A 25,294-nucleotide genomic window follows, 5' to 3' on the forward strand; every position below is an offset into this window, starting at 1 on the left:
GACAAAAATGTATACTCCGAAAGTCATGGAACATTTTTCTAACCCCCGGAATGTCGGCGAGATACCTGACGCTGACGGCATCGGGGAAGTGGGTAATCCAAAGTGCGGCGATATGATGACCATTTATATTAAGGTCGAAAATGACAGGATAAAGGATATCAAGTTCAAGACATTTGGATGCGGAGCGGCGATCGCCACAAGCAGCGTGATCACGATGATGGCAAAGGGCAAGACCCTTGACGAAGCTCTGGACATCACAAGGGACCAGGTGGCAGAAGAGCTTGGCGGATTACCCCCGGTGAAGATGCACTGCTCGAACCTTGCGGCAGATGCGCTGAAGGCTGCCATAGGCGATTATAGAAAGAGACAGACAACAGATATCGTGAGCAGGTGACTTTGATATAAAAAGTGTTCCTGATATGCTGAATAGATCCCCATAGCATCCTATAGTATCCTATCGGGTGAAGATGAATCGAACGAAAAATCAAAATTTATAACAACCCCAGATGAGGGTTGTTATCTAATAAAAAATATCGGACTTATGCAGTGGTGGTCGTCTCAGGCTGAGCCGGCTTCTGTGCGGCTACTGGCGGCCTGTAGACGAGTTCGGATTTGCCGACCTCTGCCCTGCGGAGCGGGTAGATGTTCTTCGTGGCCTTGTATATCTCAGAGGCTACCTTTCCGGTGACTACCTCGTTGACCAGCTCGTTGAAGTTAAGTTCCTTTGCCCTTGCGTTAACAACGTCTACCATGACCTTGCGGATGCTCTCGATCTGGCTTGTCCTTGCCCTCTTGACAGTGAATATTAAAGGCTTGATACGGAGCTTGTATCCATCCTTGCTGACGGCTACTATGTTCGCATCGATCTTCGAGGTCCTCCTCTTTACAAGGGAACGCATGTAGTCCTTTGTCATCTCGTGTCCTAAGAATGAAGTGTAAGCGTTGTTGCCGCCGATCTCGTCGATCCTGAAAATCATCTTGGTGTTCTGCTTGGTCCAGTCTCCGGTAATGTCGCCCAGAGTGGCTTCCATGATCCTGCCGACCATCTTTTCGGGTACGTCCGCGAGCGTCTCGCCGATATTGACCCTGTTGAACTCGGCCGGCGCAAGAACCTGATACCAGTTCTTTGCACGGAATGTGTCAACTTTCTTTCCTGCTTTTCTCGCCATTAAAATCTCCTCATTATCGATAAGTGTTAAGTGAGTGACTTCAGTATTGCGCTATTTCATATATAAACATAATGCTTATAATCCGCAATTGTTGTGCCACTTCTTCGTTTCGCCCATTACAGGGCGGTTCGTCCATATTACCACATAATGTGATAACGCTCGTCCTTTTGAGCGTGTTAAGCTAATGAATGTAAGACCAATATTGATGGCCCGCCGAAATAGGTAATATAAAAGGAAGTATACATAGTTTACGTTGTATCGGATGGTAATATTGAACACTTCATTAAGATAATATTTAATGTTTTAAAGACGATCGGTTCGAAACTCGGTTGTTTTGTGATTGTTTTTCTTTCACGCCGTTCGACACTCGGTCGCTCTCTTCGTTCGCTCCCTCGCTACTACGGTTTTTCAGGTGCTACGATGTCAGGGCCGGGCTTGCACCCCGCTCGCATTTCTGCTTCGCAGAATGCTCGCTCGCAAGCCCTAAGCGACGCGGACTGAGGCCGCGTCCATTACCCTGCCATCTACGCATCCCTCGCTACGCTCGGGCAGACCTGAAAAACCTCCGCCGAACGCGAATATTCTTTTTGACAAGTTAGATATGATCAGCGATAGTAAATATCATATATGCAATATGATCCGGATGACAGGAAGCTTAAAATTGTGCTGGAATGCATGGAGATAGATAACCCGCGGATCATAAAAGATTATATCGCGAACCTTATGACATGGGAGATCGCGGAACTGCAGGCATATCTGGAAAAACGTAAGCTGGATATGAAAAGCCATGGAGATAGCCGGTTTAGGCCGCATCCTTGAATTTTGTTAAGCCTTGGACTTTTTCTTCTTTCCAGGATTTTTCTGTTTTACAGGCGGTTCTGACGGTTCTTCCTGCGGCGCCTTCAGGTCATTGAAGAAGTTCATCATGGAATACTTTACTTTATCGGGCTTGACGTCCCTGAATTCTTTTCGCTCGTCCTCGGGGAAGTGCATGTGGACAGAAAAACGCTTGAGTGTTTTGACGGATTCTGCCGTGTAGCGGGCGTCTGCAAGGATGCGGAGGCCGTAGTCGAGAGGCGAGCGGACGACGCGGCCGTTGGCCTGGCGGATACGGCGTATGGTCGGGTAAAGGACGCCGTATTCCCAGCCTTTGCCGATGCCGAACATATCGTCGTATGCGTTCTGGATGGCTTTCATGCGGTCGTTCAATGAGGGGAATCCGACACCTACAACCACTACTGTGCGGCAGCGGTCGAACTTATAGTCGACTCCCTCGGTCAGGGTGCCCCACAGATATGATATTAATACGGCTTTTCCGCCGCTGTCACCCTGTTTGAAGAACTCGTTCTTGGTGTCCTGCGCCGAGATACCGGCCTCGTCAAGGAATACGGGCACATCGACCTTTATCAGGTTGTAATATTTTAGCGCCTCTCCGGAACTGGGGAAAAATATCAGGACGTTGCCGTCGGAGTAATTGATGACATCTTCGAGCAGCGAGACCATGTTTTCGACCATGCCTTGCTCGCCACGGTTCTTTGCGAACTGGGGGGCGATGTCGACTGCGATAGTACGCCTCCTTTCGGGAGGAAATGTCGTGCCAAATGATATCTCCAGAGTTTCTCGTTCGATGCCCAGAGTCTTACGGACCATGTCGAAGGGCTTTAACGTCGCGGACATGAGCACGACGCCGAAAGCGCCGTTCATGAGCGGCTTTGTGACCTCGGTGGGAATACAGCTAAAAAGCTCGATACGCCCGTAAACCTCGCCCTCCCTGGTCCTTCTTACGTTAAGGACAGGGTAATGATTGACGTCATGCGACTGATTGATATAGGAAAGCATGAAGGCGGATACCATCAGCAGGGCGGATGTTTTTTTGGACTCGCTCCTGCCGTTCTTATACTCCTCACGGTACTTTTCGTCTATCTCAATGCCCCTGTCGACAGCTTCCTCCAGCAGCTTTTTCACGTCTATCTTACGTTCCGACAGCTCGTGCATTATCTTCTGGCAGAGCAGGTCGTCCCTGCCGTAAGGGTCCCTTATCGTGATGTCCATCCACGAAGCGGTAAGGCGCTCGACGTCGCCGAAGCCGAACCTTGACTCATATGCCGTGACGATCGTATTCTTTAACAGGAGCTGGAAGAACTCTATCTCGTCCTTTATATCGCTTTTTATGGAAGCTGCCTCGAAGATCGCCTTGTCGACGGTATGCTCCGACAGCGTCTGAGACGAATGGGACCTTGCCTGAGGCTCGAGGTTATGCGCTTCGTCAAAAATTATTATGACATCGTCCAGCTCGCAGTCCATCCACGAAAGGACGGTCCTCTGGATGCCGGGGTCTAGAAGGTGATGATAGTTACAAATGATAAGCTCGGCTTCTTTCAGGTTACGCTTAAGAAGCTCATATCCGCACTGGCCTTTTTTAAGCGACTCCTCCACGATCTCTTCCGGCCTTCTTACACCCTTGAAAAGCCAGTCGTTAAACTGCTCGTTAGGCTTCAGCAGCACCTCGCGTAAATAGCCGCACGACCTTTTCCTCAAACCGGAAAGCCTGTCCTCTTCCGACCGGATCTGGCTGACGATATCATTCCGGAGGTCTGCGAAACTCCTGTCGCCCTGCTTTGCTTTTTGTATGGCGTCCTTTTCCTTAAGACGAAGATCCGACAGGTCTCGCTCGATCTCGAGCAGCTCGTAAGTGTTCTCCCTCAGGACGTTGCACTCGTCGTAGTCTTTCTCAAGCGGGCACATATGGGCCTTTCCCTTCAGGACCGCTACCTTGATGTCGGCCATGCCCCGGATCTCCCGGGCCTCGTCAATGAACTGCTCCATCTGCTGGTGCACATTCGTAGCGATGATGACCTTTTTCTTCTCTTTCCGGGCTATCGCAAGAGATGGCGCAAGGGCCGAAAGGGTCTTGCCTGTGCCGCACGCTCCCTCGAAAAGTACCAGCTTCTTCGCTAACAGCGCGTCATATATGCTGTCCATAGCCTCTTTTTGGTTAGGATAAAATGAGGGCTTGGGGAAAAACTTCTGGTATTCAGGTGCCATAGTGCCGGTCGTTATTCTATTAGTTTGATTGATATATCTGTCACCATATTTAAAGGTAAGAATCAGCATGTTGAAAGTATTTTTCCGGGGTGTAAAAATTCCCGGAATAAAAGGACAGAAGCCCCTCTAACCAAAACATATATATTAGTTCGTAACATATAGAACAATCATGCCAAAATGGGTATGTACAGTCTGCGGGACCGAGCACAGGATACTATGTAAGCCCGGTTGTATGGCTTTCGCGAAACATGGCTCGTGCGCACCTCCGAAATGTAAGAACTGCGGCGCACCGAGAGAAAAAATGATCATGGATTAGACCAAGACTTATTACATAGACCATAATTTTTTTAGTCCTGCATGCGGTATTCTTTCTGCTATGAAGATTATTGTCCTTTCAGATACGCACATCGCATATAAAGTGCCTGATGAGATCCTGGAGAAGATCAAGGATGCGGACATGGTCGTCCATGCCGGGGATTTCCATACCAGGGCGGCATACGATACGATAAAGGCGTATTCCAGAAGGCTCATAGCAGTGCACGGGAACAGCGATGACCCGGACCTGAAGGAATCCCTGCCGGAAATCGAGACCTTTGAGGCCGAGGGGGTAAAGATAGGCGTCGTGCATAAAGGCCATCACGTGACCGACCTTACCAACATGAGGTACCTGGCACTGGAAATTGGAGTCGAGGTGCTGGTATTCGGGCATCTTCACCGACCCATAATTGAGAAGAGCGACGTGTTATTGATCTGCCCGGGCAGCCCTACGTCCCCGAGGATGGCAGACCCCACGATGGTCGAGCTGACCGTCGCCGGAGGCAACGTGACAGGCAGGATCGTTAAAATGTCAGGCGGCTCCGTCTGCGGCTACATCGGTTTTATGAGATCCCTGAATAATGAAAATCCGGATCGTTAAGAAAAATGGGTGTTCATTGGCCCGGTCCATCCACATCGAGAGTGGTCTGCGACGTGAACTCAACGTCCCTGTTCGCCCCGTAGAACGCCCTTTTTGATACCTTATACTTTTCGCGGATCTGCTCCGCGACATTGCTCCTTACTACGATCTTTTTATCCTGAAATTTTTCTTTTTTCGAAAGCAGCTGAAGACCGCTATAGCAATCTCTGACCTTTTCAGACTTCAAAAGAGACAAATAATTTTCCAGTGACGTGATATAGATATGCTCAAGCTGCGGTGGACTACGATCCATGGTACTACCTCAACACCATATAGGACAATGCATTGTTATAAAGTCCTTAAAATATATGAATGTGTCTGTATATACCGAAATCATCGGGACTTTTTTCCAGATGATAATTATATTAAATTTAAAGGTATGTATAAGAGCATATGATGACCGGGTGATTACTCATTTATTTTTAAACAATTTATTTTATTTTTTTAACTAACAATAAAATATAATGCCAAATAAAACGAATCCGATGCGATTAACGTATAAATATAAATTAATAAAAATTAATATGGTTTTAATGAAAGAGCTGATATTACGGATCGATGAAGAGACATATGAATGGATCGAAAAAAGAAAAGGGAGTATGGATGCCGCAGAATTCGCCGGCAGAGCTCTTAAAGAATATATGAACATGGACAAAAGAGGCACATCGGTCCGAATGAGCCGCTCCTGCGACAATATAAGGGAAAGGATGGACGAGCTGGAAGAGCGTATAAATCGGCTTAACGCTAACCTGAAAAGATCCATGGCGGATAAAAATGCGCAAACTGATATGAGCGCGGACCAATAGACCTTAGTTCGCAAAAATTTCGTTATGTTTATAATATCGGTGTATAAATTATAAATAATGACAAAAACGTACGTGCTTGATACGTCGGCATTCATATACGGGATCGTTCCGGACGGGGAACTGGTCACACCTTCGCGCGTGTACGAAGAGGTAAAAGATGAGAAGTCCAGGCTTAAGCTGGAGTTGATAAGCGGACTGATAGTAAGGGACCCGTGCCAGGAATGTATCGCGGAGATCGAAGATGCTGCCTTGAAGACCGGTGATAAACACAGGATATCATTAACTGACAGAGACCTGCTTGCGTTAGCCCTCGAAGAGAAGGGCTCGGGCAAGGACGTCAAGATAATGACCGATGATTATGCCATCCAGAACATAGCGCGAAAGATCGGTATCGATATTGTGCCATTACATCAAAAAAAGATCAAGCAAAAGATAGAATGGGAAAAACGCTGCATAGGATGTAACAGGATATATAGCGAAGGCGAGATCTGCGACGTTTGCGGATCTCCCCTGAGACTAAAAAAACGCTCTATTAGCAGGGGTAAAAAGAATGAGAAACGTTAACGACCTTATTGAAAAAGCTATCGAGCTTAGGAACCGCGGCCTGCGATCCGGGGAGATCGCTGACGAGCTCAATATTTCCAGGGAGACGGCCATGTGGCTGCTCACGCGAGCCAAGAAAGAGACCGGTGCTCCCGTGCCGAAAGATATCTTCATTGACTGGAAGATGATCGGAAAAAGCTCCAGCAGGCTCATGCTCATCGCTACATGCCTTGCGGACATGGTTGAAGAGGTACTTAACGAGCTTGACACAAACGTGGACGTCGTGGTCGGAGTGGCGCTAAGCGGCATCCCGCTGGCCAACATAGTGGCATACCAGTATGGAGTCGAGTTTGCCGTACTTCACCCGGGGAAGCACAGGTCCGAGGAGGGAAGGCCGGTTGAGATGCAGTCGACTTTCAGCGAGAACTATGCAAGCGTCAAAGGAAAGAGATGTGTCATAATCGATGATGTAATCACATCAGGCTCCACCATGGAAGAGGCTATCAAACTGATAGATGACATGGGAGGGGAAACTGTCGCCATAGCTGTCATGATAGATAAAAAAGGCGCGGAGACAATAGCTTCTGTCCCGGTAAGATCGCTTTATAGGATAGGGAGGGTGGAGTAAGGGTCTTATCCCTTTACTTTATATCCCCTCAAATAGCCATTATTTTGATAGCCGGACCGGATACGGGAATCTTATCGAGTTGATCATTTTTCGCTGAACATCAAGGCTTTTTAGTACGGTATAAATATCCAAGAGCTGCACATATCGCTAAAAATATGATAAGGCCTGAACCTAAGGAAAGCGGGTAGCCGTTCTCAGGAGTGCTCTTAGGCACAGACGTCGGACCGGAAGTGTTGCCTGATCCGGAAAAGCCCAGTTTCGTGCGGCCGTCACCTGTAATCAAATAGGTTAACGGGTATTCGTCATTAGTTAGATCCTTCAGGTACTTTTCTGATACGCCGCCATGCTCTACGGTCAGCGTGACGCTGTCCTGTGCTATTATGCCAGCCGTCTCAATGTCCCTGGCAGAATATTTCACGGTCATAGGACCCTTGCCGTCAAGTATCAGAGAGCCGGGACCGAACCATGCCTTGACCTCTCCGGAAGATGCGATCTCTCCGGTAAATGTGTTCACCCTTACGAATGTATCGGCATCCCTTACAATATCGGGATTGACACTTTTCCCATCCTTTATCGTTGCGGGGATTGATGACCTTAAATTCCCGTTAACATCTATCAGGTCTATAGAATAGGAGGGGCATTCGAGCGGTAAAAGGCACCCGTTGTCGGAGACCGGGGCCATATAATATTTTAGGTCATAATACCTGGTGAGCGCGGAATGGAAATCCGCAGGAAAAGATTTGCCCGGATAAAGCCGGTTCTCAAGGTATCCCAGATGCGCCAGCCCCGGCATGCCCTCATTGACGCCCACATAATATAATATCCCGTCCTGCCATCGGAGTATGTCCCCGTCCTTATCATACCTTGTCGAGCCGAGATTCATCAGCATTCCCGTGGACGGGTCTATGACGTCGTCGATGACGTTGAACATATCTTTCATCATTGGGATGGCGTATTCCTTTTCACCCATGGCCGAGAGACTGAGCAGTATGGAGAATTGAACTGCCGTATAGCTTGCGTCGTACATGACTATCTTCGGGTTATACGTGCCGGTCCATTCAGGGTATAATCCTGAGGGATCCTGCCTGCCGTCCAGAATGACCTTCATTTGACGCCGGTAGCTTTCAAGGAAAGCGGGATCCCCTGTCGCCGCATAAGCGGAATAGGTAGCCCGGGCGCCTTCCATCATCTGGTTCCTGACGACCCAGTCGTTTATATTTAGCGAGAATACGTAATCTATGAACTTAACATCCTGCTCAAGGCTTTTTTTGATCCACCACTCACGGGTGTGCGACGTGTCGCCGTATACGTCGAGTTTCTCTTTCATCGACGGATCGTCCTTTAGAGCCATATAGGCGTTTGCCAGCGTGCTGCCGAGAGTCCCGGCCGTTATGAGCCCGGTAGTGGCGCCTTCGACCCATCCGTCGGGCTGCCTTGAAAGGATGATGTTATCTATTCCTCGAACTATAGGCGTTTTCCATTCGGGAGCCTTATTATATTTTAACGTGTACAGAGAGACGTAATCGTTCAAGGTCTCCTGAAAGCGCTGATCCACATACCTTTTACTGTTATATTCATCCCACCAGGCCCTTGTAAAACTGCCATAAGACGCGTCGGCAAAGGCTACGTTATCCAGTTTCACTTCGCCTCCGGTCGCCGGGTAAAAAGTGATGACGACCTCCTTTACCTTTCCAATGTCATTCGACATCGCCCCGATGCTGGCGAAATCGAAATATGCGGGTAGCGGTTCGTTCTCGTGCCTCAGTCCCTGCTGCCTGGATTTAAACGAGCCTCTTTCGGATACGACCTCTATGGACATCCTTATGTCATTCCTTGAAGGGTTCACCCAGGCGACGACGCCGGTATATCTTTTTACATCCATATCATCCAGTGTGAACCTGACGGATACGCTGCCTGAGCCGGATAAAGAGACAGCCAGTGAATTTTTTCCATACATAGGGGATGTTTCGTCTGCCCTGGCCTGTCCGCCGGTAACCTCAAATCCCGGTGTGGCCCCTTCGAAATCTTCAAAGACCATTTGAGGCATAGTCTGGACGCATTGTTCCTTAACAGGTATTATAAGCTTCTCAGACCTATCGAGAGAAATAGAAATATTGTCAGTGCTGGCTGAGGACAGGCTAACGGATTGTACGATCAGCAATGACATGATCATAAATGCCAATATTTTTGTTTTCATGATAACATCTCCTAAAACTCTTTCCTGTGACGGTCAATCTCCAGTATCAGTTCGTTAAAAGCCGTTTTAAATTCCATGACACTCCGGTCCTTTGTAAAATCGCGTGCTACGGCCCTGAGTTCTTCTGCTACCGCTTTCTTCTTTTCCGGACCCCATCCCATAACTTTTAATGCCCGTTCAGAATAGTCTGCCGGATCGAGCGAATCCACGACAAGATCGGGGCATACAGGCCTTATTATCTCCGCTGCGCCGGTGTATTTACTGACTATCGGAATCAGCCCTGACGCGCATGCCTCTATGATAGATACACCGAATGCCTCTTCTCTGGCGGGATGCATATAGATGCATGCCCGGGAAAAATATTCCCGCGGGTCCTCTACCTTGCCTGCGACGTTCAATCCTTCGATTTCCGGCAGCTTGAGCGATTCATCCTTGAAATGCCCCATCAGATAAAGCTCTGATCCGGGCTCCTTTTCGCGGATCATTTTAAAGGCTTCTATAAGTAGATCAACGCCTTTATATGGCATCATTTTTCCAAGGAAGACGATGTTTTTTGATGACGGGTCCGAATAGGCGCCTTCATATGTGCTTATGTCTGCATAGGGATATGCCACTTTTACAGGACAGTCTGACATCGCTGCGAAAAAATCCGCAACGTATCTTGATACAGCGATAATGCCATCCACGTAGCTGAGAGACTTTCTGAGCAAATATTTCCCCATCGCGCTTTGCTTCTCATAATACATACGGAAGGGGCTTGTGGCAAGCAATATCACCTTTATTTCCGGGTCGAGTATCTTTTTCGGGATAACTGTAAAAAGATATAGAGGGCTTTCGCAGAGATATACGTCAGAGTCAGGTTTTTTTAAAAATGGTGACAGTAATAGCTCCCTGTAGGGTCTCTTGGTCTTTCCGTCAAACCTGAAGAGATACATGTCCGCGTTGACGCTCTCCGCAAATGTCACATGCACCCGGTGCGGGCGGCTGGAGAAGAAGGTTATGCCTTGCCTGGCCTTGTACATTAATAAAAACTAGTTATTAATAATATATATTATTTATGTCACTTTTAGATAATAATATTTATAAGCAAGTATTATATAATATAATATTCATACAGCAAGCAGTAGACATAGAAGTGATATAATGCCAAGGTTTTGGAGATTTGCCATTTTTGTATTATTGATGCAGGCTTTTGCATCCGTCGCGATCCTGACCGATATGCCTCTGGCAAGGCAGATCCTCGGGTTCGTGTGTTTCGTGTTCATGCTAGGGCTTGTGACAATACCGTTGCTCAAGCTAAAAAAGATATCAAAGGGCGAAATACTCATATTTTCCACCGGGATAGGGCTCGTAGGGATAATGGTCATTGGTTTTATCGTCAACTCATTATATCCTTTTATAGAAGCTCCGCTGTCAACGATACCCATGCTGGTGGCCCTTAACCTGTATATGGCAGGAGCCGTGCTGTATGGATTGATAACAAAAGCCGATAGCCCTCTTGACATTATCCCCCCGGAGACTGCCGATGAGGATGAGGAGATAAATAAGATCGGCCTTAAAGAGATCATATACTGGGCCCTTATCATAGCCTTCCCTGCCATGGCGATTGCGGGCACCTGGATCATTAACACCAGCAGCTCAAATATTGTCCTGATGGCGATGATATTGTTAGTAGGCATCACTTTCATTGCATTATTATTAGATAAAAAAGCCCCGGACGGCCTGTTATCGTTATTCATACTGTCAGCGTCGGCATCATTACTCTTCATGTACTCCCTGAGGTCATTTTATTTACTGGGCTTCGACATTCACGGGGAATACTATGCTTTTGAGATGACGCTGGCGAATTTCCACTGGTCCATAGAAAATTATAATCATATATACAATACATGCCTGAGTATCACTATACTGCCGACTGTGCTCTTTTCTTTGCTGAACATACCGGGAGAATATATCTATAAGCTGATATTCCAGATCCTGTTCTCCATAATGCCATTCGCCGTGTACTTATTCTTCAAAGACAAGACCGGCACCAGGATCGCGTTCCTCAGCGCGTTCTTTATGATGTCGCATTTTATGTTCATCTACCAGATGCCGTCCCTTTTAAGGCAGGAGATCAGCATTCTACTGTTCATTCTCGCGATGTATATCCTTTTCACGGACCGTATCAAGGATAAGGGCGGTTATGCGCTATTTACGATATTCAGCGCGGGAACAGTCGTTTCACACTATACTACATCATTCATATTCGTGGTCCTATTGCTGGGCACTTTATTCCTTAGCAAATACATGCAGCTTAACCGGATCAACTTTGACAGGAATATAACAGGAAAGCTTGCCCTGGGCGTCATCCTTATGGTACTTATCTGGCATGGCCTCATCACAAAGATCACTCTTGCTGCAGCAGTGAATTTCCTGATATACTCGCTTCAGTCTCTTAACAGCGTCATAATAGGGAATGATGTGCCTTCGGCATCATCCGCAGGCATAAGGCTGGACAACAGTATAGAATCCATGATACCGGTGATCATATCGGGAGGCATAAGCACGCTGAGTAAATTATTCGTGGCGATCGGCGTCATATATGTCACCGCAAGCGCGCTGTTATTTAAATACAATCAGATGAACCGCGACGAGATGCCGTCGTTCCTGAAAAGGTTAAGCAGGGACGATCTTTACAGGTTCTTTAACTTAAACGAAAAATGGGCGAGATTTGGCACTGAGTATTTACTAGCGTCGATATTTTTACTGCTGCTTCTGTTCATCAGCATACTGGTACCGTTCGTCTCTCAGGGATATAATTTTGAGAGACTGTATATGCAATCGCTGGTATTTTTGGCACCCATGTGCGTCCTGGGGGTCTTAGCCATAATAAGGTCTTTAAGACTGAACCTGTCGATAAGGCATGTCACGACTTTCACGGCGATAATCATCGTCATATTCTTCCTTGGGCAGACAGGGTTCACCTACGAGGTTTTCGGTGTCGATGAGTCGATATCGTTAAACGCGGACACGGACGGAGGGTATCTTGTATACCCCCAGGAGATACAATCGGCGACATGGCTGGAATCAAGCGAGATGCCGTCCAGCGTATTTGCCGACAACTACGCTTCTTTGAGGCTGTGGAGCTATGCGGGGATACCAAGAGGATACGGCTATGACAGAGGAGTGTACCCAATGGATACCCAGCACCTTTCATTCCATGGGGCAAAAAACGAGCTGATAAACTCATACGTGTACCTTAGCCATTACAACGTCGATACCGGCCTCATTTTTGACGGGTACGACAGCAGTAACAGAGGTCGTGCGGAACTGGAAGATTTCGTACTGCTGAACAAGATGGACATCGTGTATGATAACGGCGGGTCGGCCGTGCTTAAGACTTCGGGAAGATATCTCTAGATGTCTTCCTTTTGTCCGGGATCGTTCTAAGTTGTATCACGATTCGTTTTAGGTTTAATGGCCGCCGGCATTAAGGCGGCGAAAATCACCGGTTTTTCACCACAAAGCACACAAATCACATAAAGGAAAGCTGAGGACATTTTTTAGATGATGGGCATATACTTTGAAAAAGTATTTGTGAACCCTTATGCCCTTGATTCCCTCGTGGTGTAAAACCGTGAACTCTGGTAATTCCTTTGTGAGGGACTGGATAGAGAAGGCATTCATATTAAAGAACTTGCTAGCAGTATACAAAAACACGTATGGATGCGCGTATAGTTTTTTGTACTGTATATGCACTAACTTTTTATAATATTATTAAAAGGCATCATGCCCCTGGTTTTCTCGGATACCTGTAAAACGGCTATGACCGGCTTAGATAATAGGCCGGTTCCCACTGCCTTTCTTATCTTTGCACTATCGTCGATACTGATCACGCCAAAGACAAGTATGGCAATGGCATATATGATCACTCCTGCCGGTATGCACAATGCCAGCGATGTCAGGCATGATATGGATGATTCAATATCCAGGCCGAGCGTCGAATAAGCCATCGACCTTACGCTTATCACAGTAGCGTACATGATGATGGAAGCCAGGCTGATCAGAAGGATCTCTTTTACCGGGACACGGACATTGTATGATCTTGATGCCGCAAAAAGGAATACAATGGTCCCGCTCCCCAGCGATATAAGGCTGGCAACGGCAGCGCCTTGAATGCCATACATGGGGATCAGCGCCAGGTTTAAAGCTACGTTAAATATGGCTGTAACTATAGCTATTCTCACTCCGATCTTTGCCTTTCCCCCGCCGTCGATGATGCATGCGGCCGGAAGCTCGCATGTCTTTATGGCGCCCATTATCGCCAGGAAAGGCAATACTAAAGCGGCCGCTATATACTCATGCCCGTATATGGCCGATATCACATCAGGGGATAAAGCGGCCATTCCCGCGCCTGCCGGAAGTGCTATCATGGCGATGTACTTGATCGATAATCGGAACACGTCCTTTGTCATACCATAATTTTGCGTGCTTACCGAGCCGGAAAATGAAGTAAGAAGCACTCTCCTCAGCGAGAACATGCCATAATAGATGAGGAGCGCCAGCGACATTGAGATGGTATAGCAAACAAAATCGCCCATCGTCAATTTAGCCCCTATGTAAAACTGATCGAATGACATATACACCTTTACCACAGCCCATGAGAGCCCGAGATAAAAGCCATATGTCAGAATATGGTTCATCTCGGTAAGATCCAGCCTCAGGTGTTTTATTTCCGGCAGGACGTTCTTTTTAAAAGAATATATGTAAAAAACAAGAAGAAATGCGGAGCCGGCTATAAGGCCGATTAAGGCACCTTTGAACCCGAACCCGAGGACCACAAGCACGACTGCGAGAAGTGTCTTGGATACGTTCTGTATAACCTCTGCGTACGAGGTTATTGTCATTTCACGGAACCCGTATAGCGAAGAATAGATGGACGTCGATATGATGTCAAGTGACAATAGTGCCGCGCATGCATATACCGAGATGATCGCCTCTTCGTGATTGTTAAGGCTCACTGCGATATAGGAACTGAACAGCAGGCATAGTATGACGGCGGCCAGTCCCACGATCATCTTAAGTGCCATGGACGTGACTATGCTGCCCGATACGTCCATATCCTTCGCGCGGTATTCGGCTATCCTTCGCGCAGCAGACTCCTGTATGCCGAGGTCGGCGAAAATGAACACAATACCCTCTAAAAAGATAGCCCATGTGACGAGACCGTACATATCCTTGCCCAGAAGCCTGGCCAGTATTATACCCATCATCAGGGAGGATAGTATGGATATTACCCTGGCGCTTACCACATACGCCGAATCCTTAGCCATCTTTTTAGCTTCTGACATATACGACCACTTGCTTAAGAAGGATATTTGACATTACCACTATATTAATTATTCACATAATGATATTTTTAAAAAATTATAATCAATAATTCGACGCACTTAGAGTATATTGATATTTAGCTACCACTAAATAAATTTATAAGCAAGTAATATTATAATAAACTGTTGATGAGCTATAAGATATTACAGGCTACTGAATATTTCTTACCTGACGTTGAGAGAGGCATAGAGAGATTTGTCTACGAATTAAGCAAAGGGCTCATCGAAAGAGGTAACCGTGTCACAGTCCTGACCGGAGGGAATGATGACAATAAGACGATAGATGGCATGAGAGTCATATACGCGCCCATGTACGGAAGCGGCATAATGCAGGCATCCCGTAACCTGTATGACCAGAGGCTGACATTCGTGCCGTCGGGCGTATTAAAAATGAATACGGACGACTCGGACATCATTCATGCCCATCATTTTGCAGGAGGCTATGCCGCCACATTATTAAGGGGTTCAAAAAAGAGGCCGCTGGTCATGACCGTGCACGTTGTCCCACGTTCGTCGATACTCGCGAGCCCTGTCCCGGTTTACCGGATGATGTATAGAAAGGCTCTGCAAAGATCTTCGTGCGTGGTATCGGTAACGGAATATGTCAAATATGCCGTAAAAAAAGACTTCGGCATAGACAGCGTGGTGGTCCCGCTTTGCGTAGATATTGAAAGGTTCAAGCCCGCAAAGGATAAGGAAAGGCTAAAAGCGGAATTAGGGCTGCCCCCGGCGCCTATCATACTTATGGTATCCAGCCTCAACGACAGGAGAAAGCGTGCCGGGATGATCATATCGGCGATGCCCTCTGTCCTGAAGAAAATTAGCGATGCCAGGCTCGTCCTTGCAGGAAACCTGAGCGGTGATATGAAAGAAGATCTGGAAAAGCTTGTTAGCGGCCTGGGATTAAAGGAAAACGTCATTTTTACCGGAAGGCTGGAGGACGACGCCCTTCCAAAATATTATGCGGCAGCTGACGTGTTCGTATTACCTTCCAGGGAGGAGGCCGCAGGATTCGTCTTACTGGAAGCGATGGCATCGGGCGTGCCTTTAGTGGGCGCGAACAGCGGGGGGATACCGGAGTATGTCAGGGACGGCATCAACGGGCTGCTATTTGACCCGCGTAAAGTAGATGACCTTGCGGAAAAGGTAATATCGATACTGGCCAGCGATAGCGATTCGCGTACTTATGGCCGTAAAGGAAGACATCTTGCGGTGACCGAACACTCCTGGCCTGTCGCGGTAAAAAGATATGACGAGATATACGGGAACGTGGTGATGAACTGATGACCGCGCCGGAAGTGTCGATAGTGATCCCTGCCGGAAGGACGGACATCGTGAACAGGTGCCTGGACTCGCTGGTCAAAATGGACTATAAGGATTTTGAAGCGATCGTCGTAGTGAAGCAAGGCTTGAAGTATTCATATCCGGACGGGCGGGTCACGGTCGTCGAGCAGGATGGCAGGGGCGTTTCAAATGCCAGGAATTGCGGTATCTCGAAGGCGAGAGGAAAGATCATAGCTTTTACTGACGACGACTGCGTGGTTTCCAGGATGTGGCTCGGGAGCCTATTAAAGGCGTTCGACGATCCGGAAGTAGGCGGGGCCGGGAGCATACGCGAAGCATATAATGCCGAAGAACCCCTGGCGTCGATGTGGGACTTTTCTTATCTTACGATGGGCAGCCTTAGTGACAAATATATGTATCTTAGCAGGCGCGATATTTACCTGTGTACGTCGTCAGCGGCGTTCAGGGCGGATATTATAAAGTGCATTGGAGGCTTTGATGAATCATTACCCTCGGGAGAGGATTATGACCTCTCGCGAAGGGTAAAAGAGTCCGGGTTCAAGCTGGCGCTGGTGCCCGAGGCCAGGATAAAGCATGAACATCCCGCCACATGGGAAGATATGATAAGGCAACAGATGTGGTTCGCGCGGGGCGACATCGGGCTGGCCAGAAAATATTCTAAAAAAGGCATAAGATTAAGGCTTCTCATGTCAGTTCCGTTCTATTCTCTGCTTTCCATCCCGAATGCTTTGAAAATAGACGGCATGAAGAATAAAGTAGTTTTCCCGGTATTTATTTTTGTAAAATGCGGCTCAAGGTTCCTTGGCTCTATAGTTTGATCGTACGATGAGCTTTTCCGAATGCCAGCGAAGGGATGATAACGTTATACTAAAGTACAAACGGGTTATCTATGATATGGGATTGAAATGGTAAAAGTTTCTGCAAACGATTACAAGATACAAAAAATCAGGAGGGCCATGAAGGAAAGCGGATTGGACCCTGATCCGCTGACAGATTCGGAAGTCGTAGATTATGCCCTGACTGTCGCCGAACTATACTTTGCCGGCGACTTTGAGGAAGACGATGAAGAATGACTAAAATATGTCATCGCCTCAATAGCAACTTTTTTTATTTTTCTGTCGGGATGTTGAATTCAGGCGGAAAAATGACCATGCCTTTCATACCGTCAAGTGCGCCCGGGACCAGTTCAATAGCCATGAAGGCCTCGTCAGGCACCGGGAATAGCACATCAAGTCCTTTAGCCCTGGCGGACGTGAAACCGAAACGCGGATAATAACCGGGATGCCCTACGACTATGACGATCCGGTGGCCAAGAGCTTTGCACCGCTTTAATCCTTCCATAGTAAGCCCTGAGCCTATACCCTGGCCTTGATATTCCGGGAGAACGGCTAGAGGCGCTAATGTGAGAGCAGGCACCCGGCCTTTTTCCGTCTCTATCGTTAGCGGACAAAATAGTATATGCCCTACGATCTTCCCATCTTTTATGGCGACAATAGATAGATCCGGTATGAAGTTTCCTGACGCCCTTAGATCATCGACGAGCTTCGGCTCCTTATCCTGCCCGAACGCCTTCAGGTTGACCTCATAGATGGCTGCAAAGTCATCGGGTCTTTCTGAACGCATAGCAAAAATGGTAATGTCCTCCGTATTTTTTAATTCTTTTCCTTGGTAATTGTTCTTTATCTTTTCGAGTGATGTGATAACGCTGTGCATGGATGTGCTTCTTACAGAATCACCATCATTGACACATTATCCGATAATAGACTTATGAACCATTGAATTTACGGGACACAGCACTTATATCCGGCAATTTATTTGATCATTCTAGCGTCTCGATGTCCCCTTTCATCGCGACCTCTTTCAGCCGCTCGATACCCTTTATCTCGTCGATGACGTCCACGACTTCTTCGGGCACGAGATGTTTCCATTCCTCGCCTGAAAGCATTCTCCGCCTTATCTCTGTACCGGAATACTCGGTCCTGTTATACATCGGGGAGTACAGGACTGCATATCCCGCCTCGTTGAATAGCCGGGATACAAGCGGGTTGTTGGAATATACTGAGGAGAAAGGAGGCGTCATTGACTTTACATGGGATACCCATATCGCGTTCCGGTAAACGTCACTTATGGGGATCACATAATATTGTAGCGCTAAGTCTTTGAGGCCGCGAGAGATCATCATTATGCGCTCGCCCGCAGTGAACGGATTCTCCGGAGTGTGGCTATCCTGGGCGCTGCCTATGCCGATAACTAGCTCGTCCACGTTTTTCGATATTTCGCTGATGACCTTGTGATGGCCAAGGTGAAAAGGCTGGAAACGCCCTATGTAGAATGCTCTTCGAACGCGTGAGTCCATCTGAGTGCCTCTGAGATTAGAAAATTGTCTTTATTAACTATTTAAATTATTGCTGGCCTTAAAAAAGTATAAGTACCAATGGCTTTATCAATTCATGGATATTGAGGGCGGCCTATGAACATAACGAAGTACCGTGATAGCCTTATACACTTTATTTATCCTGTTTCAAGGTTCTTCGCCAGGCTGGGGATAACGCCCAACCAGATCACTCTTTTGTCGCTGTTATTCGGTATGGGCTCGGCCGTGCTCTACGCTTACCAGTATGCATATTTTGCTGCCGGCATGCTTCTTTTATCGGCTCTGTTCGACTTTATCGACGGCGGCGTCGCAAGAATAAACAATAAAAAGTCCAGGTTCGGTGCGGCGATAGACTGGATCGCGGACAAGTACGTGGACGGCCTGGTGCTAATAGGTATAGCTTTTAGCGGGCTCGTAAACCCGGGTATTGCGGCCATCGCCATATTCGGCTCGATGATGAACACGTTCATAAAGCCCGTCGTCTACGCGGAGATAGGTTTCGATAAGAAAGAGGACGGCAAGATTAAGGACCCGCTGGAAAGCGTCGGGATCTTCGGGAGGCCGGAAACGGTCATAACCCTGATAGTGCTCTCGTGCCTGAATCACGTTGACTGGGCTGTGATCGTCATTGCATTAATGACAAATTTTTCGGCGCTACAGCGCGTGTTCTACCTGTACAGGAACAGGACCAGGTATTGATACGAACACGGGATACAAACTGCATCCATATAAAAAAGATTTATAAGTAATGAACTTTCAAAGAGTTATTTCGCCCAATAACGTCCGTTCGTGATACATAATGAAAGTAGATATGCACATACACACCAACAAGTCTGACGGCAGAGATAGCGTGCATAATATAATCGAGGCCGCGGAGAAAAAAGGCCTGGACCTGATCGCGCTGACGGATCACGGGCCCGGGCACGGCAGCGGTGTCACGGAAAAAATGGTCTCGCAGACCAAAAAGGAAGTCGAGCTTTTACAGCCATCGTATCATGTTAAGGTCCTGGTAGGCATTGAGGCCGAGATACTGTCCACAGGCGAAGTATATCTTGCGACCAGGGAAGACATGGACATAGTTCTCGCATCCTATCATGGGGCGCCATCCGAAGAGGTCTATTATAAAGCCGTCTTAAAGGCCCTTGAGGACGAGAAGGTGGACGTGCTCGCCCACCATGCGTGGAGCATGGGAATGAGGTTCGGCCCGATACTGGAGTACGAGGATATGCTCGTAGAGGTCTTAAGGGATAATGACGTAGCGATCGAGATCAACTCAAAGCATACTCTTCCTTCCTGGGACTTCCTGGTAAAATGCAGGGATGCCGGGATAAAATATACGATAGGGAGCGACGCGCATAAAGTGGTGGATGTGGGCTCCGTGTCGTGGGCAAATAATACAGCGCGGCATATCTTTAAAAACAAAGGATTGTTTATTCCCTGAATACTGATACTATTCTTGATTTTGATTTTCCGGATAATGCATATACAGGAGCCCATAGCTCGTATGCTGGGGATTTTTTATACGTAATGTCATGATAGTTTTCGTATAGTCGGGCATGTCCGTATATAACGTGCCGTATCGCACGCAAATTTTAATAACGCTACTTATAAAAGAATATAAAATGCCTCTGGACACGTCATTTATTTAACCATGGTTCCCATTCTTATGTTCATGAAATGCCGTCCTCTTGCAACGGATGGGATCGTCATAAAGGGCGATAAAATAGTATTTATAAGAAGAAAGAATGAACCTTACAGAGATATGTTAGCTCTCCCGGGTGGGTTCGTCGAGGATGATGAGACGACCGAAGCGGCAGCAAAGAGAGAGGTCAAAGAAGAGACGGGACTGGAAGCCGAAATTCTTAAGCTTGTTGGAGTCTATTCAAAGCCTCATAGAGACCCGAGAGGGCCGGTGGTATCAATCTGCTACCTGATGAAAGCCATTGGCGGTGAGTTAAAGGCATCGACGGATGCGAGAGATGTTGTCCTTTTAAGCTTTAACGAGATGCCTGACCTGGCTTTCGATCATAACAGGATGATCGATGACGCCATGAGTGAACTCAGGAGGATCATTTAAAATGGAATTCTGTCCAAAATGCAAGAGTATGATGAGACCTTCCGGCGGTGTTTTAAAATGCCGGAAATGCGGTTTCGAGAAGAAAGCCGGCAACGAGGCCATTATTGTCGGAGGCGCGGCAAGCAAGCCCGAGCGTGAAATAACTGTACTGGAAGGAAAAGACGACGCAGGACTTCCGACCACGGATGAGCAAAAGTGCCCCGAGTGCGGTAACCAGAAGGCATACTGGTGGATGAGACAGCTCAGGAGCGCCGATGAAAGCGAAGTGCGTTTCTTCAGATGCACCGCGTGCGGAAAGACGTGGAGAGAGTATAATTAAGAATAAAACTGAAAACTTAATATATAATCCGGGATAAGTATAAGACTAGATTACCAATAGGAGTACAAGGGTATAGTTTAGGTGATATCATGTTTAAGGCAATAATTAATGCTGATGTCTTTAAAGATGCCATAGAAGCGGTCTCGACTCTGGTAGACGAGGCTAAGTTCAGGATAAATGCTGATGGCATTTCCGCAAGGGCTGTTGACCCGGCCAACGTTGCGATGGTGGCCTTCGACCTGAACGCAAAGGCATTCGAGTCGTATGAAGCGACTGAAGGCGAGATAGGGGTCGACCTGGCAAGGCTGATGGACATCCTCGGCATGGCATCGAAGGACGACCGCATAGAGTTAAGCCTTAACGAAGAGACCAGAAAGCTCGAGATCCGTACAGGAGGGCTCGCATATACCCTATCGCTTCTTGACCCGAGCTCGATAAGAAAAGAGCCGAAAGTGCCCAACCTGGAGCTCCCCGCGAAGATCGTGCTGAATGGCGCGGATATGAAAAGAGCGGTCAAGGCAGCGGAAAAAGTATCGGACCACATGGCCCTCGGGGTCGCCGGCAAGACTTTCTACGTGGAAGCCGAGGGTGACCTTGATAAAGTGCGCCTGGACATACCGGAATCGAACCTCATATCGATACAGGCAAGCTCCGACGTTAGGTCGTTATTCTCTCTGGACTACCTGAATGACCTGGCGAAGTCACTGGGTAAAGCTGAAAGCGTCTCTATAGACCTTGGTTCGGACTACCCGGTAAAGTTCAACTTTAATATCGCAGGCGGCAACGGTAGCGTAACCTACCTGCTCGCACCGAGGATCGAATCTGATTAAGACTTATTAAGAAGATAACAGTCCATGTTTCATGGACTGCATACTATTTTTCATCAGCTTTTTCGGATTTCAGTCTCTTTTCCTTTCTCTATGAGCTCGCGGACGCGCTGGCCGCCCTTTAACCCCCCCTTGTGCCCGATCATTTCATAGAACTTGCGATCGTGGCTCTTTGAGGTTGACAGGCCGCCTTTTCTACCGGCATCCTTGACACTCATACTTCCTTTCTTTTCCGTTTCCATCCTCCTGACCATATTATCACTAAAGTATCATAGGCAGTCTATTAAAATTAAAATGACCCCAAAAAAAAGCAAAAACAAGATAGTTGATTGAAGCCCAATAAAACATATAAGCATGGTAAAATAATATCAATCATAGCTTATAGGACGGTCGTAATTATCATCGATACTGCCTGTCAGGCTTAGCAGCATGGGAAAAGAATATGGACGTCATCACATTCGCAAAGTACCCGTTCTTGCAGGAATCATCGCTTTACGTTAAGGAAAAAGGATATTCCATGGACAGCATAGTGAACGGAAGGGCTTTCGAGAGAGTAAGGGCAAGAGGGAAAATGCGTGTGCTCAGCGCGATATCGGGAGAGAGCCCGAAGACTGAGGAGTTGCCGGAGCCTGAGATCGAACTGCTGACATACCCTGTGTCAAAGATGATCATTTCCGTTATTGGGGACCAATACCTATCAAAGCGCTATGCGCTGTGGGAATCGAAACGTGCCCATGATTTCCTCATGACCGAGAATGACGAGACCATAGTCGCCGTCGGCAGGGAGTTCGGGATTAACACGCGCATGGACGGCAGGTATTTTATATTACATTTTACGGACTACCTGAGATATTCAGCGACCATTAAGGACATGAAATGGAAGCTCATCAATAAAAAGATGATCTCAGGCATGGTATATGTAGAAAAAAGCGTTTATGCGAGGCTTCTGGAAGAGGCTGTCAGGGAGAGAATATACTCCACGCTGTTCGTCGATCCGCCCAAAGGCCTTGATGTCGCCCTTGCGCCGTATGTCTCTGAGGTAAAGGCAGCGCTGGATAAGCTCAAGAGCGAGAAAAGCATGGTGACCGACGGCGAGGTCAGCCAGGGAGAGTTCCCGCCATGCATGAAATACCTTTTATCCGAACTTCAGAAAGGTGTCAACCTCCCGCATACGGCAAGGTTCGCCCTAACATCGTTCCTGGCCAACATAGGCCTGAACAAAGATGAGATAATGGACCTGTACAGGATGGCCCCCGATTTCAGGGAAGACCTGACAAGGTACCAGGTTGAGCATATAACGGGCTCTGCCGGCACCGAATACACGGCGCCTTCCTGCAAGACCATGATGACCTACGGTAACTGCTATGGTAAGAACAGGATGTGCGAATGGGTCACTCATCCTCTGTCGTATTACAGAAAAGCCATCATGAGAAAGAAGAAAAACCTGGAAGGTTTAAAGCCTTCGGATAAAAAAGACATGCCTGTTGAAGTATCTTCGACTGACGGCGGAGAGCGGAAAAAGGAAAATAATGAATAAATTAGAGTTCAGTTCGCCTTCAGTTTTTCTGCGAACTCTCTTGCGCTTTTAAGGTCGCCCTCGTTCGGCCTGTCTTTATTGATGCCGCCGACCAGTTTAAGGGGGCCGACAGTGTCCCAGCCTTTACACACGAACTCCCCGGTGACCCGTAAGCCTTTATCGGCCAGCATTTTTTTCATAGCATCATGGTACTTGTATTCACCGCTGCCGCTGGTAGAGAAGACAAAAGCCTTTTTATTGAGCGCAGGCATCTTTTCCACGAACACGACCAGGTTCTTATGCATCTTGCCCATGAATATGCCCGAGCCGAACCCTATCAGGTCATATCCTTCCAGTGTCCTGACATCCGCCTCTGAAGGCTTTAATACTTCAGCTCCGATCACTGAGGCTATCTCCGCTGCCACCTTTGCAGTATTGTTATGATGTACTGATTCGCATAGTATCAATGTCTTCATTATTATTGCCTCCTGTCTTTATCACAAGGTCTTTTTTCAATTGCACGCCTCATCATTTCTAGCGAATAACGAATGAGATCATCGTGACTTACGCCCATCGTTTCAAGAGACTTTTTATCGGTCTCGGAAATGTCGATGACGCTTTCCGTCGATCTGATCAGGAACATAGCGGTCATCAGGGGATTAACGTCTTCCATAATAGAGCCGTCTGCAATGCCCGACCGTATGGAATCATACATGATCCCCATGCCGTCATCCGCCATTCTTTTTAGTTCGGCGGCAATAGCCTCGTCTATCATTTCCGGCTTGATGGTATCCGAGTACCGCATGAGGTTATAATAGTCGGGGTATTTTTTATAGAGATCCATGTATACAAATCCGGTTTCAAGTATTTTTTCAAGCCCGGTCTTTTTCTTCGGGACACGTTTTTTGAACATCTCGTTCAATATCTTACAGCCCCTGATAGCGACTGCCGCGTAAAGTGACTCCTTATTCTTATAATACAGGTATAGCGTACCTTTTGCGAGCTCGCATTCTTTTGCGATGTTCCCCATTGTAACGTTATCATACCCTTTCGAAAAAAACAGCTTCTCGGCCGCATCTATGATCGTGTTACGCCGCTGCTCTTTTTCTCGCTCCTTTCTCCTGCTGGTCGCCATATGAATCACATTCATTATATGACCATTGGTCATTTAATAACTCATAGTCATAATAAGTATTTAAATGTTTTGCAGTAAGGATATGCAGGGCGGTTTGGAATGCTGCCTTGAGATCAATTTTTATGTTCTGAATGTTCTTGTGTTTTTATCATATAGATGACAGAAATGCTCGCCTATTTCACCACGAAGCGCACTAATACGAACAAGGAACACAAAGGACTCTTTAAAAAATTAGTATATTTTAAAATATTTTTGTGTTCCTTGTTCGCCTTCGTGCGCTCCCATGAAAAACTTTTAGATGGTCTCTTTTAAAATGGACATATTACATCTGTTCTGTGATCGAGTTCTGGCGTTGTGCCTGTCGGATGGCAGGTGGACACATAACCTCACAGAAACACGGAAACACAAAAATTTTTTATATGATCTTTTAAGGTCTCTAAATCACAAAAAATGCTCACCAAATCACAAAGGGCTCTAGTATCACCGTCAACGCGCTAAAGTCTCAAATGCTCGGCTTAATGCTCGAAGTGCTCTAAGTCACTAACGCTAAAACAAGACCCGAACATTCTCCAAGGACACGAAGGTTTAATATCCCGGTTTGTGTATCCCTGATCCATCAACAAGAGTATATCGATCATGTAAGCGTCAACCGTGCAATTAGACCTTCGTGCCACTTGGAGAATGTTCGGGCCTTGTTTTAGCGTTGGTGACTTAGAGAGGTTAGTGCGTTGAGCCGAGCGTTAGAGGTGTTAGAGCGTTGACGGTGATACTGGAGCCCTTCGTGATTTGGTGAGTGAGCTTTTGGTGCTTTTTGAGCCCTTAAAAAATCATATAAAAAATTTTGTGTTTCCGTGTTTCTGTGAAATTACGTGTCTACCTGCCATCCGACAGGCATAACCATAAAAAACTTCATCTCAAAGACCGGGTAAGTACGACACGTTCTTTCATTCTTAAAACCTGAGCAATACCCCGCTCATCAAAGATTTCGTGGTAAACAAATTAGTGAACTTTCGAGCCCTTAGTGGT

28 protein-coding genes are annotated in these 25,294 nt (G+C 47.1%); 17 read left to right on the forward strand and 11 right to left on the reverse strand.

All coding sequences use genetic code 11. The features are described 5' to 3' along the window. Window positions 1-7: 7 nt before the first annotated feature. Entirely contained in the window at window positions 8-394 is a 387-nt protein-coding gene (gene nifU / locus CUJ83_RS01685) for a Fe-S cluster assembly scaffold protein NifU (RefSeq protein ID WP_230739866.1), read from the forward strand. 145 nt (window positions 395-539) lie between these two features. Here the strand turns inward: nifU and CUJ83_RS01690 are convergent, their stop codons facing one another. After that, entirely contained in the window at window positions 540-1,169 is a 630-nt protein-coding gene (locus CUJ83_RS01690; protein ID WP_230739868.1) for a 30S ribosomal protein S3ae, read from the reverse strand. Between the two features lie 627 nt (window positions 1,170-1,796). On the opposite strand from CUJ83_RS01690, the gene CUJ83_RS01695 reads away from it, so the two are divergent. Further along, window positions 1,797-1,988 carry a hypothetical protein gene (locus CUJ83_RS01695; RefSeq protein ID WP_230739870.1) on the forward strand — a complete coding sequence of 64 codons (192 nt, stop codon included), beginning with the start codon at window positions 1,797-1,799 and terminating at the stop codon, window positions 1,986-1,988. A 6-nt stretch (window positions 1,989-1,994) separates the two neighbouring features. Here CUJ83_RS01695 and CUJ83_RS01700 read toward each other — a convergent pair whose 3' ends face one another. Next, complete coding sequence (locus tag CUJ83_RS01700; protein ID WP_230739872.1) at window positions 1,995-4,214, reverse strand: ATP-dependent DNA helicase; 2,220 nt, start codon at window positions 4,212-4,214, stop codon at window positions 1,995-1,997. 169 nt (window positions 4,215-4,383) lie between these two features. On the opposite strand from CUJ83_RS01700, the gene CUJ83_RS01705 reads away from it, so the two are divergent. Together CUJ83_RS01705 and CUJ83_RS01710 are read left to right on the forward strand one after the other, a co-directional pair. Further along, on the forward strand, window positions 4,384-4,530 hold the full coding sequence (locus tag CUJ83_RS01705; RefSeq protein ID WP_230739873.1) for a hypothetical protein: 147 nt from the start codon (window positions 4,384-4,386) through the stop codon (window positions 4,528-4,530). A gap of 60 nt (window positions 4,531-4,590) precedes the next feature. Continuing rightward, a complete protein-coding gene (locus CUJ83_RS01710; protein WP_230739875.1) occupies window positions 4,591-5,130 on the forward strand; it encodes a YfcE family phosphodiesterase in 540 nt (179 codons plus the stop codon). 13 nt (window positions 5,131-5,143) lie between these two features. On the opposite strand, the gene CUJ83_RS01715 is transcribed toward CUJ83_RS01710, so the two are convergent. Further along, a complete protein-coding gene (locus CUJ83_RS01715) occupies window positions 5,144-5,422 on the reverse strand; it encodes a hypothetical protein (protein ID WP_230739877.1) in 279 nt (92 codons plus the stop codon). A gap of 280 nt (window positions 5,423-5,702) precedes the next feature. Between CUJ83_RS01715 and CUJ83_RS01720 the strand changes: the two genes are divergently transcribed. Genes CUJ83_RS01720 through CUJ83_RS01730 form a run of 3 tightly spaced genes read left to right on the forward strand, consistent with a single transcriptional unit; the run spans window position 5,703 to window position 7,146 of the window. Beyond that, complete coding sequence (locus CUJ83_RS01720; protein WP_230739880.1) at window positions 5,703-5,975, forward strand: hypothetical protein; 273 nt, start codon at window positions 5,703-5,705, stop codon at window positions 5,973-5,975. A 57-nt stretch (window positions 5,976-6,032) separates the two neighbouring features. Further along, a complete protein-coding gene (locus CUJ83_RS01725; protein WP_230739882.1) occupies window positions 6,033-6,539 on the forward strand; it encodes an NOB1 family endonuclease in 507 nt (168 codons plus the stop codon). Further along, window positions 6,526-7,146: an orotate phosphoribosyltransferase-like protein gene (locus CUJ83_RS01730; RefSeq protein ID WP_230739884.1), complete on the forward strand. Its 621-nt coding sequence runs from the start codon at window positions 6,526-6,528 to the stop codon at window positions 7,144-7,146. The genes CUJ83_RS01725 and CUJ83_RS01730 overlap by 14 nt, the downstream gene beginning before the upstream one ends. A 100-nt stretch (window positions 7,147-7,246) precedes the next feature. Here CUJ83_RS01730 and CUJ83_RS01735 read toward each other — a convergent pair whose 3' ends face one another. Both CUJ83_RS01735 and CUJ83_RS01740 read right to left on the reverse strand, forming a co-directional pair. After that, window positions 7,247-9,343 (reverse strand): hypothetical protein, encoded by a 2,097-nt coding sequence (locus tag CUJ83_RS01735; RefSeq protein ID WP_230739886.1) that lies wholly within the window; start codon window positions 9,341-9,343, stop codon window positions 7,247-7,249. 11 nt (window positions 9,344-9,354) lie between these two features. Further along, complete coding sequence (locus tag CUJ83_RS01740; protein ID WP_230739888.1) at window positions 9,355-10,365, reverse strand: glycosyltransferase family 4 protein; 1,011 nt, start codon at window positions 10,363-10,365, stop codon at window positions 9,355-9,357. 121 nt (window positions 10,366-10,486) lie between these two features. Here CUJ83_RS01740 and CUJ83_RS01745 point away from each other — a divergent pair, with 121 nt between their 5' ends. After that, window positions 10,487-12,745, forward strand: a complete 2,259-nt coding sequence (locus CUJ83_RS01745) for a DUF2206 domain-containing protein (RefSeq protein ID WP_230739890.1) — start codon at window positions 10,487-10,489, stop codon at window positions 12,743-12,745. Window positions 12,746-13,083: 338 nt separating this feature from the next. On the opposite strand, the gene CUJ83_RS01750 is transcribed toward CUJ83_RS01745, so the two are convergent. Continuing rightward, entirely contained in the window at window positions 13,084-14,676 is a 1,593-nt protein-coding gene (locus tag CUJ83_RS01750; protein WP_230739891.1) for a flippase, read from the reverse strand. 168 nt (window positions 14,677-14,844) lie between these two features. On the opposite strand from CUJ83_RS01750, the gene CUJ83_RS01755 reads away from it, so the two are divergent. The 3 genes from CUJ83_RS01755 (at window position 14,845) to CUJ83_RS01765 (ending at window position 17,093) form a co-directional block, all read left to right on the forward strand. Then, window positions 14,845-15,999: a glycosyltransferase family 4 protein gene (locus CUJ83_RS01755; RefSeq protein ID WP_230739893.1), complete on the forward strand. Its 1,155-nt coding sequence runs from the start codon at window positions 14,845-14,847 to the stop codon at window positions 15,997-15,999. Beyond that, window positions 15,999-16,838 (forward strand): glycosyltransferase family 2 protein, encoded by an 840-nt coding sequence (locus CUJ83_RS01760; protein WP_230739895.1) that lies wholly within the window; start codon window positions 15,999-16,001, stop codon window positions 16,836-16,838. Before CUJ83_RS01755 ends, CUJ83_RS01760 begins: the two co-directional genes overlap by 1 nt. Window positions 16,839-16,925: 87 nt before the next feature. After that, complete coding sequence (locus tag CUJ83_RS01765) at window positions 16,926-17,093, forward strand: hypothetical protein (protein ID WP_230739897.1); 168 nt, start codon at window positions 16,926-16,928, stop codon at window positions 17,091-17,093. A gap of 34 nt (window positions 17,094-17,127) precedes the next feature. Here the strand turns inward: CUJ83_RS01765 and CUJ83_RS01770 are convergent, their stop codons facing one another. Next, complete coding sequence (locus CUJ83_RS01770; protein ID WP_230739905.1) at window positions 17,128-17,643, reverse strand: GNAT family N-acetyltransferase; 516 nt, start codon at window positions 17,641-17,643, stop codon at window positions 17,128-17,130. 196 nt (window positions 17,644-17,839) lie between these two features. Further along, the gene (locus tag CUJ83_RS01775; protein WP_230739907.1) at window positions 17,840-18,376 is read right to left on the reverse strand and encodes a nicotinamide-nucleotide adenylyltransferase; all 537 of its coding nucleotides are present in this window, start codon (window positions 18,374-18,376) and stop codon (window positions 17,840-17,842) included. A gap of 114 nt (window positions 18,377-18,490) precedes the next feature. On the opposite strand from CUJ83_RS01775, the gene CUJ83_RS01780 reads away from it, so the two are divergent. From CUJ83_RS01780 to CUJ83_RS01800, 5 genes are all read left to right on the forward strand, one after another. After that, on the forward strand, window positions 18,491-19,093 hold the full coding sequence (locus CUJ83_RS01780) for a CDP-alcohol phosphatidyltransferase family protein (RefSeq protein ID WP_230739909.1): 603 nt from the start codon (window positions 18,491-18,493) through the stop codon (window positions 19,091-19,093). Window positions 19,094-19,193: 100 nt separating this feature from the next. Next, window positions 19,194-19,835, forward strand: a complete 642-nt coding sequence (locus CUJ83_RS01785; RefSeq protein ID WP_230739911.1) for a PHP domain-containing protein — start codon at window positions 19,194-19,196, stop codon at window positions 19,833-19,835. Window positions 19,836-20,066: 231 nt separating this feature from the next. Continuing rightward, window positions 20,067-20,471 carry an NUDIX domain-containing protein gene (locus tag CUJ83_RS01790; RefSeq protein WP_230739913.1) on the forward strand — a complete coding sequence of 135 codons (405 nt, stop codon included), beginning with the start codon at window positions 20,067-20,069 and terminating at the stop codon, window positions 20,469-20,471. Between the two features lies 1 nt (window position 20,472). Beyond that, on the forward strand, window positions 20,473-20,790 hold the full coding sequence (locus CUJ83_RS01795; protein ID WP_230739915.1) for a transcription factor S: 318 nt from the start codon (window positions 20,473-20,475) through the stop codon (window positions 20,788-20,790). 89 nt (window positions 20,791-20,879) lie between these two features. Then, window positions 20,880-21,620 (forward strand): DNA polymerase sliding clamp, encoded by a 741-nt coding sequence (locus tag CUJ83_RS01800; protein WP_230739917.1) that lies wholly within the window; start codon window positions 20,880-20,882, stop codon window positions 21,618-21,620. Window positions 21,621-21,673: 53 nt separating this feature from the next. On the opposite strand, the gene CUJ83_RS01805 is transcribed toward CUJ83_RS01800, so the two are convergent. Further along, window positions 21,674-21,871, reverse strand: a complete 198-nt coding sequence (locus tag CUJ83_RS01805; RefSeq protein WP_230739919.1) for an Em GEA1 (EM1) — start codon at window positions 21,869-21,871, stop codon at window positions 21,674-21,676. 188 nt (window positions 21,872-22,059) lie between these two features. Here CUJ83_RS01805 and priL point away from each other — a divergent pair, with 188 nt between their 5' ends. After that, window positions 22,060-23,154 carry a DNA primase regulatory subunit PriL gene (gene priL / locus CUJ83_RS01810; RefSeq protein ID WP_230739921.1) on the forward strand — a complete coding sequence of 365 codons (1,095 nt, stop codon included), beginning with the start codon at window positions 22,060-22,062 and terminating at the stop codon, window positions 23,152-23,154. A gap of 8 nt (window positions 23,155-23,162) precedes the next feature. Here priL and CUJ83_RS01815 read toward each other — a convergent pair whose 3' ends face one another. Both CUJ83_RS01815 and CUJ83_RS01820 read right to left on the reverse strand, forming a co-directional pair. Further along, window positions 23,163-23,609: a flavodoxin family protein gene (locus tag CUJ83_RS01815; protein ID WP_230739923.1), complete on the reverse strand. Its 447-nt coding sequence runs from the start codon at window positions 23,607-23,609 to the stop codon at window positions 23,163-23,165. A 2-nt stretch (window positions 23,610-23,611) separates the two neighbouring features. Continuing rightward, a complete protein-coding gene (locus CUJ83_RS01820) occupies window positions 23,612-24,268 on the reverse strand; it encodes a TetR/AcrR family transcriptional regulator (protein WP_230739925.1) in 657 nt (218 codons plus the stop codon). Window positions 24,269-25,294: the final 1,026 nt, after the last annotated feature.

The organism is Methanooceanicella nereidis (assembly GCF_021023085.1).
Classification (GTDB): Archaea; Halobacteriota; Methanocellia; order Methanocellales; family Methanocellaceae; genus Methanooceanicella; species Methanooceanicella nereidis.